Raw genomic sequence first — 15105 nt, forward strand, 5'->3', positions numbered from 1 at the left:
GACGCATGTTCCAGGTTCCCGCGATCGATCAGGAAATCCTCGATAAAGCCGGCCTCGTCCCGGCAGAAATGCGCGCACACGCCCGCACTGTCACCGCGCAATGGTCGGTCATTCACCGCCCCCAGTCGCCCATCACGCTTGCGCCCCGCATTCAGCAGGCAGAAGAGTCTCTCAACGCGCTTTTAGCCGAACTCGAAGAACTGCCCGCCAGCGCCGCACAACAGGGTCCCAATCCGCTGCTGGAGATTCGCGAGAACCCGCGCCTCTTCCGTACCGCCATCACCGAGATGGTCTCCGTTCAGAAGAAAGTCCCCAAACTTCCCCGCGTGGTCTCACCTCTCGGCGAGGAACCTCGCGCCGCTGTCGTCGCCTCCGGCTATCTGGAAGGCGCGAAGTCGGTCTGGAACGGCTCGGCGTTGCGCATCTGGCTCGACGAAGCGCAGTCCTTCGATCCACTCGAACTGCGCGAGCTCTGGATTCTCCCCACTTTTCTGAAATTCGCATTGCTCGACTCGATCCTCATGCAGGCCGACGCGATGCTACACCATCCGGAGATGCCCGACGCCGGCACTCCGCAGCTGCTCACCGCGCGCATCAAGAGCCTTCGCCAGCTCGGCCACGCCGACTGGACCTCGCTCATGGAGCCGCTCGTTGTCTTCGACGCGACCCTGCTCAAAGATCCCTCCGGTGCCTACGCGAAGATGGACTTCGACAGCCGCGAGAACTATCGCAAGCGTGTCGCGGAGATTGCGTTCTACTCTGAACGTTCCGAATCCGAAGTCGCGCAGTCTGTCATCGATTTTGCAGTGAAGGCTCAGCAGCAGCGCATTGAAGATCCCCGTGTGTACCTGCGCCAGGCGCATGTCGGCTACTATCTGTTCGACCGCGGGTTCCCCGACCTCGCGCGAGCTATCGGCTATCGCCCCAACTTCATCCATAGCCTGCGCCTCACCCTGCGCCGCAATCCGGACGACTTCTTCATCATCGGCATTGAAGTCCTCACCATCCTGCTGATGGCCGCCATTGTCGTGCCACTTGTCCCTCATCATCCCGTTATCGGCGGACTCACCGTCGCGTTCTTCCTGCTCCTGCTTCCTGTCTCGCAAACCGCGATCGACTTCATCAACAACACCGTCACCGCCATCTTCAAGGCCGCCGCCCTTCCCAAGCTCGACTTCACCAAAGGCATCCCGGCAGAGTTCACCACGCTCGTCGCCGTGCCCACGCTGCTCATGCATGAAAAGCAGGTGCGCGAACTGGTCGGAGAGCTTGAAGTCCGCTTCCTCGCCAACCAGGATCCAAATCTCCACTTCGCGCTGCTCACTGACCTGCCCGATTCTGTCGCGCGCCCCCGTGAAGCCGACCGTGATCCTCTGGTCGACCTTGCCGTCAAGCTTATCGATGGCCTCAACCAGCGCTACGCTTCGACAGCCGCGAAGCATGGGTCATTCTTTCTGCTCCATCGCCATCGCATTTTCAATGCGCGCCAGGGCGTGTGGATGGGCTGGGAGCGCAAGCGCGGCAAGCTCCTCGACCTGAATAACTATCTGAAGGGCACCTTCGACGCATTTCCTGTCAAGGCCGGCGACATGGCGACGCTCGCCCGCACGCAATACATCATCACTCTCGACTCCGACACCCAGTTACCGCGCGGCACGGCGCAGGCCATGGTCGGAGCCATGGCGCATCCTCTCAACCGCGCTGTCATCGATCCGGACCGCCGCGTCGTCACCGCCGGTTATGGCATCCTGCAGCCGCGCGTCGGTGTCAGCGTACAGTCTGCTTCGCGTTCGCGGCTGGCCTCGATCTACTCCGGCCAGACCGGCTTCGACGTTTACACGCGCGCTGTCTCCGATGTTTATCAGGACCTATACGGCGAGGGCATTTTCACCGGCAAGGGCATCTACGAAGTCAACGCGCTGCATGCGGTGCTCGATCGCCGCTTCCCGCGCAATTCGCTGCTCAGCCATGACCTCATCGAAGGCGCTTACGCCCGCGCAGGCCTGGCCACCGACATTGAGGTGATCGACGATTATCCCTCGCACTACAGCGCATACACCCGCCGCAAGCACCGCTGGGTACGCGGCGACTGGCAGATTGCGCAGTGGCTCTTCTCGCGCGTGCCGGATGAGTCCGGCCACTATGTCCGCAACCCCATCTCGAATATCTCGCGCTGGAAGATTCTCGATAACCTGCGCCGCTCGCTGGTGGAACCGATCACGCTGATCCTGCTTGTGGCGGGCTGGTTTGGCCTGCCCGGAGGACCGCTCTTCTGGACCGCGGTCACTCTCTTTCTGCTCTTCACTCCCACGGTTGTGCAACTAATCTTCAGCCTTGGCCGCGCCATGGCCAGCGAGATGCCCGGCGAAGTCCGCGAAGCCCTGCTTGGCTTCTACCAGGCGCTCATCATCACGCTGCTGAACCTCATCTTTCTGCCTCACCAGACAATGCTCTCGCTCGACGCCATCGTGCGCTCGCTCGTGCGCCGCTTCATCACCGGCCAGCGTCTGCTGGAGTGGGAGACAGCCGCCGAAGCCGAATCGAGCAAAGCGAAACGCACCCCGGTCGATCGCTATCTCGCCGCTTCACCGGTCTTCGCTCTCGCACTCGCCGGGCTACTGGCACTCTTCCATCTCAAGGCGCTCTTTGTCGCTGCGCCTATCCTCGTGCTCTGGGGCCTCGAAAGCGCGATCACTGTCTGGCTTAACCGCGCTCCGCGGGAAGAAAAAACTCCTCTCACCGCGCAGGACGAGGCATGGATGCGCCAACACGCGCTGCGCATCTGGCGTTTCTTTCACGAGTTTGGCGGTGAGCGCCACAACTACTTCATCCCCGACAATGTCGAAGAAGAAACGCTCTTCGAAGCCGCGCGCGTCTCACCGACCAACTTCGGCCTGCTGCTCAATGCACGCCAGGCTGCTGTCGAGCTCGGCTTCCTCACCCTGCCCGAGTTCTGCGACCTTTCGCTGCGCAGCCTCGATGCCATGGACCGCCTGGAGAAGTTCCGCGGCCACATCTACAACTGGTACAACACGCATACCTTCGAACCGCTCACGCCAATCACCGTTTCCTCGGTCGACAGCGGCAACCTCATCGCATCGCTCTACACGCTGCGTACCGGCGCGCGCGAGCTTCTGCACCGCCCGGTTCTCAAACCCACGCTCTTTACCGGGCTCGAAACACATTGGCAACTGTTGCGGTTACAAAAAGGCCTGCCCGCCGAACTGGCGAACCGTACCACTCCGGCCCGCACTGCCGGGATCTATGGCTGGATAGGGTGGATCTCCGAAACCTCCCAGCTTCCCTCGCTCCAGCAGCTGCCCGCATACGCTGCGCCCTCGCCGGATGAGCTCGCCTGGTGGCTTCGCGAAACCCGCGCCCGCCTCGACGCCATCCTCAGCCTCGTCCGCAACTACCTGCCCTGGATCTCCTGCGGCTATATTCCCATCCGCGAGCTCGTACAGCAGACACTCAAGGACAAGGAGATCATTCCTACCCTCGAGAACGCACCCGAATTCCTCGATCAGCTCGAGCAGCGCCTTGCCCGCGCCTGGGCTACGGCCAACGCCACGCAATCGTCGGCAGGCTCTTCGGATCTGGACAGCTCTGCGCAGGGCATTCTCATCGAACAGCTCCGCTCCGAGCTCCCCGCTGTCCGCCAGAGGCTCACCGCGCTCTCCGAGCAGTTGCTTGCAGTCTCGAACGGCGCTCTCCGCGCCGCCGAGGAGATGGACTTCGCCTTCCTCGCCGACAAGGGCCGTCAGCTGCTCTCGATCGGCTATGAAATTGCGACGAACACGCTGCACGAAGCCACCTACGACATGCTCGCCTCCGAAGCGCGCATCGCCACCTTCATCGCCGTCTCACGCGGCGAGCTGCCGCAGCAGGGATGGTTCAAGATGGGCCGCGTGCACACCATGGCCTACGGTCGCGCCATCCTGCTCTCCTGGACGGGCACCATGTTCGAGTACCTGATGCCGGCGCTCTGGATGCGCAACTATCCGGACACGCTCATCGCCCGCTCGCTTTCATCGGCCGTCGCCATCCAACGCGAATTCGGCAAGGCGAACGGCATTCCGTGGGGCATCTCCGAATCCGGTTTCGGCAAGACCGATGACGCCGGCCACTATCACTATCAGGCCTTCGGCATCCCGGCCATCTCGCTCAAGTACGACGCGACCGCCGGCCCGGTCGTTTCGCCCTACTCCACCTTCCTTGCCATCGGCGTCGAGCAGCAGGAGGCTATTCGCAACCTGCGCCGCATGGAAGGCATGCAATGGGTTGGCGCTTACGGTTTCTATGAAGCTGCCGACTTCTGCGAATCGACCTCGAAGCCAGTCGTCGTGCGCGAGTGGATGGCCCATCACCAGGGTATGGCCATGATGTCGCTGCTCAACCTGCTGGCCGACAATGCCGTCCAACGCTGGTTCCATGCCAACCCGGAGTTCCAGGCTTCGGAGCTGCTGCTGCATGAAAAGCCTATCCGCGAGGCGGGCCTCAAGGCCGATCAGAAACCTGTCCGCAAGGCGAAGAAATCCGCGGCATAGCTGGCTTCTCAGCACAAAAATAGAACGGGCCGGCAAAATTTCGCCGGCCCGTTCTATTTCCTTCACATGCTCATCTTTACCGGTTATTCCACGGGCTCTACCAGGTACTGCTCCAGCTTGCCATCCGGCATGGTGTAGGTGGTCACGCGCAGCGTCTGCGGGCGGCTATCGAACTTCACCGCAAAGCTGTGGAAGGTCATGCCGCCGCGCAGGCTCTCACTTCCCTGCGTGAAGGAGGAAGGCTCTCCCAGCGGCCCCAGGCTGTTCTTGAAGTCTTCGAGTGCCTGATCGCCGAAGTACGCATTGCAATTGTCGGTGAAGAGCGAGCGGTCGATCTTCCCCTGCTGCAGACCGGCGAAGATCTGCTTCGCCTGAGTCAGCTCCGCGCTGGAAGGTGTTTTCCCTGCTGCGGTATCGAGCACCAGGTCCGCGACTGCGCGCGCAATGCCACTGCCCGCCGAAGCCGCATCCTGATTGGTCAGAACCGCGATCGCGATCTTGTCGTCGGGGAAAACCAGATTCTCCGCAGTGAAGCCTGAGACCTCACCCGAGTGCTCCCACAATACATGCCCGTCGTACTGGCGCACGAAGATGCCAAGCCCGTAGTGCGAGTCTGTGCCGTCCTTGAGCTTCACACTCGCAGCCATCTCGTCATACGACTTCTTCTCAAGCAGCGAGCGATTCATCATGCTGATGTTCCATTGCGAGAGGTCATAGGCCGGCATCGCCAGCTCGCCGGCCGCGAACATCCAACCTTTGCCTTCCTTCGGCGCCGGACGCAGTGGCCCCAGCGCGTAGCGGATGTACCCCTCGGCATCGGTATCGCCCAGCTTCTTCGCATCGGAGTTCCACACCGCCTCCATATCGAGCGGCTTGAAGATATGCTCCTGCAGAAACGGCATCAGCTCTTCGCCGCTCACCATCTCCACAATGCGTCCGGCGATCACGAAGTTTGTGTTGGAGTACTGCCACTTCGTTCCCGGCTCAAAATCCAGCGGCTTCTTACCCCACACATCGAGGATGTGCTGCGCGGTGACAGCCTCGCGCATGGGAGGCATCAGGTAATCCTCCGGCCAGTAATCCTGATAGCCCGAGGTATGCGAGAGCAGCATGCGGATGGTCACATCCTTGGCCTGCGTGAGATCGGGCAGATACTTCGAGACGGGGTCGTCGATCGAGAGCTTGCCCTGCTGCTCGAGCAGCAGGATTGCCGCCGCGGTGAACTGCTTCGAAATGGAACCGACCGAATAGCGCATGGCCGGCGTTGCCGCCAGCTTTGGCGAGAGGCGGGCATCGCCATACGCGTGCGTGTAGACGATCTCGCCGTGCTCAACGACCGCCAGCGTTGCCGAAGGCACACCCGTCGTGGCCAATACCTTTTCGGCTGCCGCGTCGATCTTCGCCCGTTCGGCTGAGGGCATTGTCTCCACCACAAGCCCCGGCGGCGCAGACTGTGCGATGAGCGCGGCACTCATCGAAAAAGCAGAGAGGACAGAGGCGAAACGAAGCGCATGCGAAATAGAGATAGGGCTCTTCATAGGAAAGAGCCAGCCTAACAGCTGGCTCTCGACGTGCGCCAGTTCCGTGATTATGCGCTGGGATGATCTTCGAGCAGGTGCTTCACCGACTCCGCCGTTCCACGTGCCCAGGGTGAGGTTGAGACGAATGCCAGCACCAGTACCGCAGCACCGGCAGCGGTCATCGTCCACCAGATGGCATGCGTCGCCGTGGTGAAGTCCGTACCGTGCACGCGGCTCGCAGCCACCACCGAGCCGCTGACTGCGACACCCAGCGCTGCGCCTACCTGCCTGCTGGTCGAGGCGATGGCCGCAGCCACGCCCGCCTGCGAGAGCGGCATGCCGGCCACCGCGCTGTTGGTGATTGCGGGGTTGATCAGTCCCAGTCCGATACCGAAGAGCGTGTAGGCCAGCAGCAGCCAACCCACGTGCGTCGCCTGGCCGAGACCGGTCAGGGTCAGCGCAGCCAGCAGAAATCCAAGCCCCGCTCCAATCAGCGAACGCTTCGGGCCATGCGCAGCTACCAGCCGCCCCGACCACGGCGCGCAGATGATCATCATGACCGCCAGCGGCAGCGTAAACAGCCCGGTACGGAATGCCGAGAGGCCGCGCACCTGCTGCAGATAGAGCGCATTCAAGAAGAGAAAGCCGGCAAAGCAGGAGAAGGCGCTCACCGCCAGCACCGTCGCACTGGCAAACGGCATGCTACGGAAGAAGCGCAGATCGAGAAGAGGATCGCGCCGGCGCGGCTCGTAGAGCACGAAGCCGAGAAATGCAACTGCGGTGGTGACAAATAGTCCGATGATCAACCCCGAGGTCCATCCTGCATGCGGCCCTTCGATCACGCCCCAGGTCAGCGACGCCAGACCGATGAGCACCAGCGACTGACCCACGGGGTCAAACCGCCGCGCCCGCGCCGCCTTCGACTCATGGATAAAGATCGCAGCCAGTGTCGCCGCGACGATTCCCACCGGGATGTTGATCCAGAAGATCGATCGCCATCCGATGGCCTGCGTCAGCGCACCGCCGATCAAGGGGCCAATGCCCAGCGACACACCCGCTACCGCGCCCCAGATGCCCACCGCCTTGGCGCGGTCCTTCGGATTGGGAAATGCATTCGCAATAATCGAGAGCGCCACCGGGTTCAGCATCGACGCGCCGAAGCCCTGCAGCGCACGGAAGGCAATCAGCTGCTCAATCGTCGCCGCGCGGCTGCACAGCAGCGATCCCAGGGTGAACACGCCGAGGCCGATCTGAAAGACGCGTCGCCGCCCGAAGCGGTCTGACATGGAGCCGGACAACATCAGGAAGCTCGCCACCACCAGCGTGTAGGCGTCGAGGATCCACTGCAGGCCGTTCATCCGCGCATGCAGGTCCTTCTGAATTGCAGGCAGCGCGACATTCACAATCGTCACGTCCATGCCCACGATCAGCAGGCTCATGCAGCAGATGGCCAGAATCAGGTTGGGATGGGTTGTCTTCTTCACGGCGGCCGAAACCCCACCGCTCACCTCAGCAGGCGTGCGCATAGTTTCAATCTTCGACAAGGTATCTCCAATAAAGAGATGCGCCCTGCGCCGCGAGGATGAAAAATCCCTCTTGAAAATGCCCGGCGAAGATTACTTCACCATCGACAGCAGCTGCGAGCCGTAATTCACCGCCGATGTCACGTAGCCGATCACCTTCTGGATATTGTTCAACTGATCCGCCGCATTTTTGATACCAGCATTTGCAGCCTTCAACTGCTTGCTGACCGCCGCCACCTGCGCGTCGTTGTCGCTAAGTATCTGGTTCAGCGCCTTCTCGTAGTTTGCCTCCGCCTCAGTCACCTGCCCGTTCAAGACCTGTTTCTGCTCGCCCGTACACTTTGCGCTTACAGTCTCGTACTGGCTCAGCAGGGCCGTGTACGTATCCAGCACATCTTCGAGTGCGTTTGCCATCGTCCCCGTCCTCACTTCGCCAGAATTTCGTCCGTCCACTGCTTCACGCCATCGATCGTGGGCGGGGGCAGGCGAAAGGCCATCGGCTTCTCGGTCGCCACCAGATCGATCCGCTTTGCCATCTCCTTCAGCGCCGCCGACATGGCATCGCTTGCCTTGTCATACGCAGCCAACTGCGCTGTCTTTTTATCGGCGATCTGCTGCTTTACCAAGGGAGTCAGCTTCACGCTCACCGCAGCCGGCACCGGCGCAGTCCCTAGACCGAAAGGATCGAGCGCCGGCTTCAGCAGCGCCGCACTGTCTACCGCATTCTGATCGGACAGCATATCCGCCAGCATCGAAGCCTCGGCCAGATACGCCTCTTCCATCGTCCGCCAATCCGGCGCTTCCTTGTCGAAGAGCCCGCTCAGCGCGCCTGCCACCTGGTCCAGCGACTTGGCCACCTCGTGCTCCTTATGCGCCTTCACCGCAGTCACCAGAGCCTCAATGCCCGCCTTGATCGCAGCCTGCTCGTCAGACGAGGCCTTGTGCGATGCCAGCCCGTCCACCTCCATCTCCAGCTTGCCGCAGGCGGTCGATACATCGTCGGCAGCCTTTGAGCCAGCCAGCGCGGCAAAGTCTCCAGCCACGGCAGTCAGGTCTGCGGCCATCGCCTCGCGCGTGGCCAGTTCCTCTTCGGTGGCATGAATCTCCTGCCGGCTCGCCGCCGGATAGGCAATCCCGAAGAGCGCCTCGCGCACCTTGAGCATCTGGTCCCGCGCGGTGAGCACCGTACCCAGCGCCGCGTAGTAATCGCTCAGCGACTTCGCCGTTGCCGACATCTGCGTGGCCGCGGCGGTCGCATCTTCGGCGGTCTTACAGCCCGCGATCACCAGCAGCCCCACCATGGCCGCCGCACATCGACGCCAGGACATACCTCACCTCCAGAACCGGACCTGAGCCGCATAAAGGGAAAAGCTGCCAAATGCTAGGAGACGCGTCCCGCGCTGTCAACGCAGAAGTTTCCCTGTGCCTGGCGAGATTACAATCACCTGAGCATGTCTTCTCTGACCGGAAAAACCGCCCTCGTCACCGGAGCCTCGCAGGGCATCGGCCGCGCCATCGCCCTCGAGCTTGCCCGCGCCGGAGCCAACGTCGCTCTCGCCGCCCGTAACGAAGCCGCTCTTGCCGAACTGGCGCAGGAGATCACCGCCGCCGGCGGCACCGCCCAGCCCTTCGCACTCGACATCTCGAGCGAAGACTCGATCAAGGAATGCGCCAAGGCTATCCTCGCCCACTTCGGCACGGTGCACATCCTGGTCAACAACGCCGGGATCACAAAAGATACGCTCCTGCTGCGCATGAAGCGCGCCGACTGGGATTCGGTCCTGAACACCAACCTCACCGGCACCTTCCTGCTCACGCAGGCGCTGGTCAGCTCCATGATGAAAGCACGCTGGGGCCGCATCATCCATATCTCTTCGGTGGTCGGCGAGATCGGGCAGGCCGGGCAGGCCAACTACGCCGCCAGCAAGGCCGGACTCATCGGCTTCACCAAATCGCTGGCCCGCGAGCTCGCCTCGCGCGGCATCACCGCGAACGCCGTCGCTCCCGGCTACATCGAGACCGCGATGACCGCCGTCCTCGATGAGAAACAGCGCGAGGCTATGACGACGAACATCCCGCTCGGCCGCCCCGGCAGCGCGCAGGACATCGCTTACGCCGTCCGCTTCCTCGCCTCCGATGAGGCCGCCTATATCACCGGCCACACGCTCGACGTCAACGGCGGCATGCACATGAACTAAGGACTGGCCGGGACTGGCCGTCCAGGCCTTTCGCCTTCGGCTGCTGCGCACAGGGCGCGCTGCGGTCGCGAGCTCGCCTGGCACGGAAGAATGGGGCCCATCCAAGCCTGAAGTTGGCCTGAACGGCGAGCGAGAATTCGAGTGCCCCACCCATGACACGCGGCCGGTCATGGGTGGGTCTCGCACCAATTCCAAAGCAGCAACCAGCTGCCATCAGCGGACGGGTACCACCTTCTCCTCAGCCGTAACCGTAAAAACAAGGGGTGCACTGGACACGGAGCCAACCAGTAGCGCATCAGGGCAACCCCTTTGAAGTCGAGATTGGCTTCCGCCATCGACACGGCTCTTCCTGTGAATTGCGCCTGCAACGTATAGCTACCGGGCGGAAAATTGATCTTCCAGATCTTTTCCTTGGGCGCCGCATATTTCCGGAGGTCCACCTCGAAGGAGAACGCTGCGCCGACTGGCAAAGACGCGATCAAAGGATCGACACGTCCTGCAATAAAGCCCGGCTCCACAGGCTCAAGATGCAGAACCTGTCCACTCGGCAGAGTGAGCGTGTATTTCACCGCATGGGGATACTGCTTCGCTCCATTCGCCAGCGAGATCCCTACATTGAATGTCTGATCCTGCGAAGTGGCGTTGCGCAGTTCCACGCGAAAAAGCCCAGGCGTGGGTGTGGGAGCAAGCAGCAGGAGCGGCTCTCCCTGCGATGCCTCCGAAGTCTGTGCCGAGCCTGCGCCAACCCACCCGAAAACGACAACGAGCAAAGCAATCGCGCACGCTTTCATAGCGGACACAGCATAGCGAACGCCCTCCCTTGCCGCAAGCGCTGAAAAGCACGCTCCTTGATTTCAAAGCCGCCCCTTAGGTGCGCAGAGAGATTCCCTGGCCTGCTTCTCCAGGCAATGGAACCTCCAGTCAAGCCAGAAAGCTTGGCAACCGTGCGCAACTCGCTCCCCATCAGCTACTTGCGAAAGCCTCGCGCTGGCATGGAATTTCCCCTCGCGGAGCTACACTGAAATCAGGAAAAGAAACGGCCGTCCGGCATCCCCGGGCGGCCGTTTTCTTTTGCGCAAAACTCGATCTCAAGCCGTGAGGAAGCCATCCCGATGACCTATCAGGACCAGAATCCACCCCAGCCGAAGCCCTGCCCGCCTCAACCCTTCTGCCTGGAAGCGGTCGTCGTCTGCGACCAATATTCCGACTTCCTCGCCCACACCCTACCGCACAACAAGTTCCTCTTCGACCGCATCGTCGTCGTCACTTCCTACGAGGACCGTGCCACCCGCAAGCTCTGCGAGTTCCATCATGTGCAGTGCCTCCCCACCGACCTGCTGCAGAGCCGCAAGGGGGAGTTTCACAAGGGCAAAGGCATCAATCTCGGCCTTGAAGCGTTGAGCCTGAAGGGCTGGGCCGTGCACCTGGATGCCGACATCTACCTGCCGCCGCAGACCCGGCTCCTGCTCCAGCAGGCCGAGCTCGATCCCCGCTGCATCTACGGCATCGACCGCTTCAACGTCCGCGGCTACCAGGCCTGGGCCGCTTTCCAGGGCGAGCCACGACTCCAGCAGGAGGCCGAAACCTACATTCACATGCACGCCTTCCCCATCGGCACCCGTGTCATGCATCGTCACGCCGGCGGATACGTCCCCATCGGCTTCTTCCAGCTCTGGAATCCATCGACCTCCGGCATCACGCGCTATCCGGAAGAGCACACCAATGCCGGCCGCGGCGACACCGTCTTCGCACAGATGTGGCCGCGTTCCCGGCGCGCTTTTATCCCGGAAATCGTCGGCTACCACCTCGAGAGCGACGACGCGCGCAACGCGGCGAACTGGAATGGCCGCACCACCGCGCCTTTCATCCACGCATAGCCGGGCACAAAAGCAGAACGGCGCGCCGGCAGAGCTGCCCGGCGCGCCGCAAACATATTTCTACACTCTAGCTCTTCGCCTTCATCGTTCTCCGCTTGCATAACTCCGCGTTCAGTTCGGCTCCGATGAGAATGGCAACCGCCGACAGGTAGAACCACAGCATCAGGCCCACCAGCGCGCCCATCGATCCATAGGTCGCGTTGTAGTTCGACAGATGGCTGAGGTAGAAGCTCAGCCCCGTAGACCCCAGAAACCACCCCGTGATGGCCACCAGAGCACCCGGCTGCGTGGTGGCAAAGCGATGCTTCACATTCGGGCCGAGATAGTAGATCAGCTCCAGGCTCAGGAAGAAGGCCAGGAAGGTGACAGCCAGCCGCAGCAGCGGCCACACATGCTCGAATGCCTGCGGAATTGGGAACAACCGCGTAAGAAAGTGCCCGAAATGCGGTCCGGCCACCAGCGCCAGCAGCGAGATTGACACCAGTCCCCCGCTGGTAAAGGTCAGCAGCAACGCCTGCAGCCGGTTGCGCCACCAGTTCCGCTGCTTCTCGGGCGGCACATCGTAGGCAATATCCAGAGCCTCGATCAACGATGAGAATCCTCCCGTAGCCGCCCACAGATAGCCCGCGACGCCGAAGGAGAGCAGCTTTCCCCGGTTCGGGGTCAGGATGCTGGACAGGATCGTCACGACGAAATTCATCGAGTCCGCCGGCACCACCTCCGCCATTAGGTCCAGCATGGCCTGAAAGACATTGGGGATAGGCAGAAACTGCAGCAGCGAGGAGAAAATGACGATCAGCGGCACCAGCGCCAGCAGGAAGTAGTAGGCCAGCGCGGCGGCAATCGTGAACGCACGTGTCCGCCAGAGCTCGTTATAGATCAGGACGGTGATCTGCCAGATCTCCCGTGCCTCCGCCTCTACGCGCTCCCTCAACCCTGGCCATCTGGTTACGCTCTGCATCGTTCTCCCGCGGCTCACTCTCTCCGATGTGCGAAGCACTCGTCTGGATGCGTTCTCTCTTCCGGCTGCAGGCACATCACCATCCCATGTTGCCCACGGAAAGCAGCCCGCCGCAGTGCGCCATGGCTCCCTGTGCCAGCAGGCCTATCGCGCAGCCGGACATCCGGATTCGCCGCATCTACCGCCCTCCTTTTACAGCCAACCGCTATGATAGGCATCCAAAGGCCTGACACCATGAATGAACTGCAGCGCAACCTCATCGCCGACGGATATGGCACACCGCCTCCACGCATCCTCGAAGCCCTGACCGAAACGCTCGTTCACACCCGCGTTCCCGGCGCTCCCCACACGATCTACGAGGAGCTCTGGCACCTCGCCTTCTGGCTCGAGCTCTCGCTCGACTGGATCACCGGGCGACCCACTCCTTACCCGGCTCACTCCGCCGAGGGTTTCCCTTCCCCCGAGGACGTCGCCGACGAGCCCATCATCCCACTCCTCCGCCGCTTCCTGGACGGCCTCGAGCTTGCCTCCGGCATGGCCGCCGACGAAGCTACCCTCGAACGCCGCTTCGAACGCCCTTCTCGGAAAGGCACGCTTCGCCTTACCGTCGAGGACGAACTCCTTGGCCTCGCTACCCACAATGCCTACCATCTCGGCCGCATTGTCCTCTTACGCCAGATCCTCGGCGCATGGCCGCCGCCTTCCGGTGGAGACAGCTGGTAAACGTCCTGTTTGGGACCAAATATGGTTCATTTTGGGACTTAGCTCGCACCTATACGAAATTCTTCTTGCATCGCGCATTTCCGCATGTTAACTATGCAGCCAATACCTCCACAAAAACCCACCTTGAGGTATGAAGGGGAAAGTGCGGTCATAGCTATGTCTATGAAAATTGGAACCACCATTCGGGGATACCGCCTGCAAAAAGGGCTCTCCCAGGGCGATATCGAAAAGCGCACAGGCTTGCTGCGTTGTTATCTGTCCCGGGTAGAGAACGGTCATACCGTTCCCTCTCTCGACACCCTGGCAAAAATCGCCCAGGCGTTGGATCTCCCGCTGGCTCAGTTTTTTGCCGAAGATTCACTCGGCCGCGAGCTGAACCCGCAGAAGCTCTCCGACGATGAGCTCCGTTTTCTCACCCAGATTCGTCGCTACTCGTCGAATCTGAACGACAGCGATCGCAAACTTCTGCTGGCTATGGTCAAGAAGTTTGCCGCCACAGCAGTTCGCTAGGCCCGGCCGCTTCCCCCTTGCGGCAAGACCTTTCACCCCACTCCCTCAGACGCATTTTCACGCCCCGGCTTCGGCCGGGGCTTGTTCTTTGGGGTCGCCGTTCTGTACGCCGTTCGTTATTTCCAGAAGGAATAGACACCGTAGGTCAGCAGCGCCAGCAGGAAGGCCATGCCGCCGACGGCCAGCATCCGGCGCCGTGCAAACAGTGCCCGCGGAGAGCCGATGCGCGGCACCAGAGGCACTCCCAGAGCCAGCCCACCCAGGAAACCTCCGAGGTGCGCCATATTGTCGATCTGCACCGGGCTCTTGCCGAAGGCGGTGTAGAGTCCAATCCCAAAATTCAGGATGGCGAACTGGATCACGCTCCAGCGCAGGCGCTTGGCCTCGATCTGCGGCAGCGGCAGCCGCTTCGACTTGAGCAGCAGGATCAGCACCCCGGCCAGCCCGAAGATGGCCCCGGAGGCGCCCGCGCCGACGATAGCCGAATCGGCAGGCACAATCTGTCCGCCCTGGTAGGCCAGCCCCGGATGCACCGCAAGGCTCAGCAGGTTCCCGGCAAAGCCGGTGAGCACGTAGGCGGCGACCACGCCGAACGGCCCCATCAGCGGCTCGGCCAGCAGCCCCAGGTTCCACAGGCACCACATGTTGGTCGCGATGTGGATGATGCCGACGTGCACGAACATCGCCGTGAACAACCGCCACCACTCATGGCCTACCAGAACATAAGGGCCGCAGTTCGCGCCCCAGCGCAGCAGTTCCGACGTAGTGGGAGAGATGATCGAGGTGCCCGTCAGCAGCATTCCCAGGAAGACGAGGCAGTTGATGCCCAGCAGGGTGTAGGTAGCCGGAGCGAAGGCCCAGGCGTGGCCCTTGCGCTGCGGCCCCGAAGGCCGTGGCATCCACTGGCCCTGTCCTTCAAAATTTGGCTGCGGAGCCCCAGGCCCGCGTCCATCCTGCCAGCCCCACTGGCGGGTACCTTCGTCCGGCTCCCGGCCCGGCGGCAGAATCTCCGGCTCGTATTGAGAAAAGTGCATGCTCCGGCCGGCGTCACCCGCCGGTCCGAAGGATCCTTCCTGCCGTGCATTCGCTCCGGCAGCCGACCAGCTCAGGTTTCGCTCCATCATCCGTGCAGTCTTTCCTCTCACTATACCGTCTGACCGCTTTCTGTCCTCTGAGCACAGCCCTGCGACTCTCGCACCCAGCGCCTGCGGCTCTCACACCACAGATGCGCCATCCCTCCCCAGGG

Annotated in this window: 12 protein-coding genes; 5 read left to right on the forward strand and 7 right to left on the reverse strand. The window is 62.0% G+C overall.

Annotation, left to right across the window (positions count from 1 at the left end):
- Positions 1–5 precede the first annotated feature (5 nt).
- Positions 6–4547, forward strand: a complete 4542-nt coding sequence (locus ESZ00_RS03105; RefSeq protein WP_129206722.1) for a glucoamylase family protein — start codon at positions 6–8, stop codon at positions 4545–4547.
- Between the two features lie 83 nt (positions 4548–4630).
- Here ESZ00_RS03105 and ESZ00_RS03110 read toward each other — a convergent pair whose 3' ends face one another.
- The 4 genes from ESZ00_RS03110 to ESZ00_RS03125 form a co-directional block, all read right to left on the reverse strand.
- On the reverse strand, positions 4631–5968 hold the full coding sequence (locus tag ESZ00_RS03110) for a serine hydrolase domain-containing protein (protein ID WP_229740920.1): 1338 nt from the start codon (positions 5966–5968) through the stop codon (positions 4631–4633).
- 167 nt (positions 5969–6135) lie between these two features.
- Positions 6136–7611 carry an MFS transporter gene (locus ESZ00_RS03115; RefSeq protein WP_229740921.1) on the reverse strand — a complete coding sequence of 492 codons (1476 nt, stop codon included), beginning with the start codon at positions 7609–7611 and terminating at the stop codon, positions 6136–6138.
- A 72-nt stretch (positions 7612–7683) separates the two neighbouring features.
- A complete protein-coding gene (locus ESZ00_RS03120; RefSeq protein WP_129206723.1) occupies positions 7684–8004 on the reverse strand; it encodes a hypothetical protein in 321 nt (106 codons plus the stop codon).
- Positions 8005–8015: 11 nt separating this feature from the next.
- Positions 8016–8918, reverse strand: a complete 903-nt coding sequence (locus ESZ00_RS03125; protein ID WP_129206724.1) for a hypothetical protein — start codon at positions 8916–8918, stop codon at positions 8016–8018.
- A 123-nt stretch (positions 8919–9041) separates the two neighbouring features.
- Here ESZ00_RS03125 and fabG point away from each other — a divergent pair, with 123 nt between their 5' ends.
- Complete coding sequence (fabG, locus tag ESZ00_RS03130) at positions 9042–9788, forward strand: 3-oxoacyl-[acyl-carrier-protein] reductase (protein WP_129206725.1); 747 nt, start codon at positions 9042–9044, stop codon at positions 9786–9788.
- A gap of 167 nt (positions 9789–9955) precedes the next feature.
- Here fabG and ESZ00_RS03135 read toward each other — a convergent pair whose 3' ends face one another.
- Positions 9956–10444, reverse strand: a complete 489-nt coding sequence (locus tag ESZ00_RS03135) for a hypothetical protein (RefSeq protein WP_129206726.1) — start codon at positions 10442–10444, stop codon at positions 9956–9958.
- 456 nt (positions 10445–10900) lie between these two features.
- Between ESZ00_RS03135 and ESZ00_RS03140 the strand changes: the two genes are divergently transcribed.
- The gene (locus ESZ00_RS03140; RefSeq protein WP_129206727.1) at positions 10901–11665 is read left to right on the forward strand and encodes a hypothetical protein; all 765 of its coding nucleotides are present in this window, start codon (positions 10901–10903) and stop codon (positions 11663–11665) included.
- Positions 11666–11732: 67 nt separating this feature from the next.
- On the opposite strand, the gene ESZ00_RS03145 is transcribed toward ESZ00_RS03140, so the two are convergent.
- Entirely contained in the window at positions 11733–12626 is an 894-nt protein-coding gene (locus tag ESZ00_RS03145) for a YihY/virulence factor BrkB family protein (RefSeq protein WP_129206728.1), read from the reverse strand.
- A 234-nt stretch (positions 12627–12860) separates the two neighbouring features.
- Here ESZ00_RS03145 and ESZ00_RS03150 point away from each other — a divergent pair, with 234 nt between their 5' ends.
- A complete protein-coding gene (locus ESZ00_RS03150) occupies positions 12861–13349 on the forward strand; it encodes a DinB family protein (protein WP_164981326.1) in 489 nt (162 codons plus the stop codon).
- A gap of 162 nt (positions 13350–13511) precedes the next feature.
- Complete coding sequence (locus ESZ00_RS03155; RefSeq protein ID WP_129207897.1) at positions 13512–13859, forward strand: helix-turn-helix domain-containing protein; 348 nt, start codon at positions 13512–13514, stop codon at positions 13857–13859.
- A gap of 116 nt (positions 13860–13975) precedes the next feature.
- Here the strand turns inward: ESZ00_RS03155 and ESZ00_RS03160 are convergent, their stop codons facing one another.
- Positions 13976–14983, reverse strand: coding sequence for a rhomboid family intramembrane serine protease (locus ESZ00_RS03160; RefSeq protein WP_229740922.1), 1008 nt, complete (start codon positions 14981–14983; stop codon positions 13976–13978).
- Between the last annotated feature and the right edge of the window lie 122 nt (positions 14984–15105).

Source organism: Silvibacterium dinghuense, assembly GCF_004123295.1.
GTDB classification, from domain to species: Bacteria; Acidobacteriota; Terriglobia; order Terriglobales; family Acidobacteriaceae; genus Silvibacterium; species Silvibacterium dinghuense.

Excerpts from the sequence above, each read along its gene's own strand:
- fabG (WP_129206725.1), top strand. The coding sequence starts at position 9,042 with ATGTCTTCTCTGACCGGAAAAACCGCCCTCGTCACCGGAGCCTCGCAG.
- ESZ00_RS03145 (WP_129206728.1), bottom strand. The coding sequence starts at position 12,626 with ATGCAGAGCGTAACCAGATGGCCAGGGTTGAGGGAGCGCGTAGAGGCG.
- ESZ00_RS03160 (WP_229740922.1), bottom strand. The coding sequence starts at position 14,983 with ATGATGGAGCGAAACCTGAGCTGGTCGGCTGCCGGAGCGAATGCACGG.
- ESZ00_RS03150 (WP_164981326.1), top strand. The coding sequence starts at position 12,861 with ATGAATGAACTGCAGCGCAACCTCATCGCCGACGGATATGGCACACCG.
- ESZ00_RS03120 (WP_129206723.1), bottom strand. The coding sequence starts at position 8,004 with ATGGCAAACGCACTCGAAGATGTGCTGGATACGTACACGGCCCTGCTG.
- ESZ00_RS03125 (WP_129206724.1), bottom strand. The coding sequence starts at position 8,918 with ATGTCCTGGCGTCGATGTGCGGCGGCCATGGTGGGGCTGCTGGTGATC.
- ESZ00_RS03110 (WP_229740920.1), bottom strand. The coding sequence starts at position 5,968 with ATGCCCTCAGCCGAACGGGCGAAGATCGACGCGGCAGCCGAAAAGGTA.
- ESZ00_RS03155 (WP_129207897.1), top strand. The coding sequence starts at position 13,512 with ATGAAAATTGGAACCACCATTCGGGGATACCGCCTGCAAAAAGGGCTC.
- ESZ00_RS03105 (WP_129206722.1), top strand. The coding sequence starts at position 6 with ATGTTCCAGGTTCCCGCGATCGATCAGGAAATCCTCGATAAAGCCGGC.
- ESZ00_RS03140 (WP_129206727.1), top strand. The coding sequence starts at position 10,901 with ATGACCTATCAGGACCAGAATCCACCCCAGCCGAAGCCCTGCCCGCCT.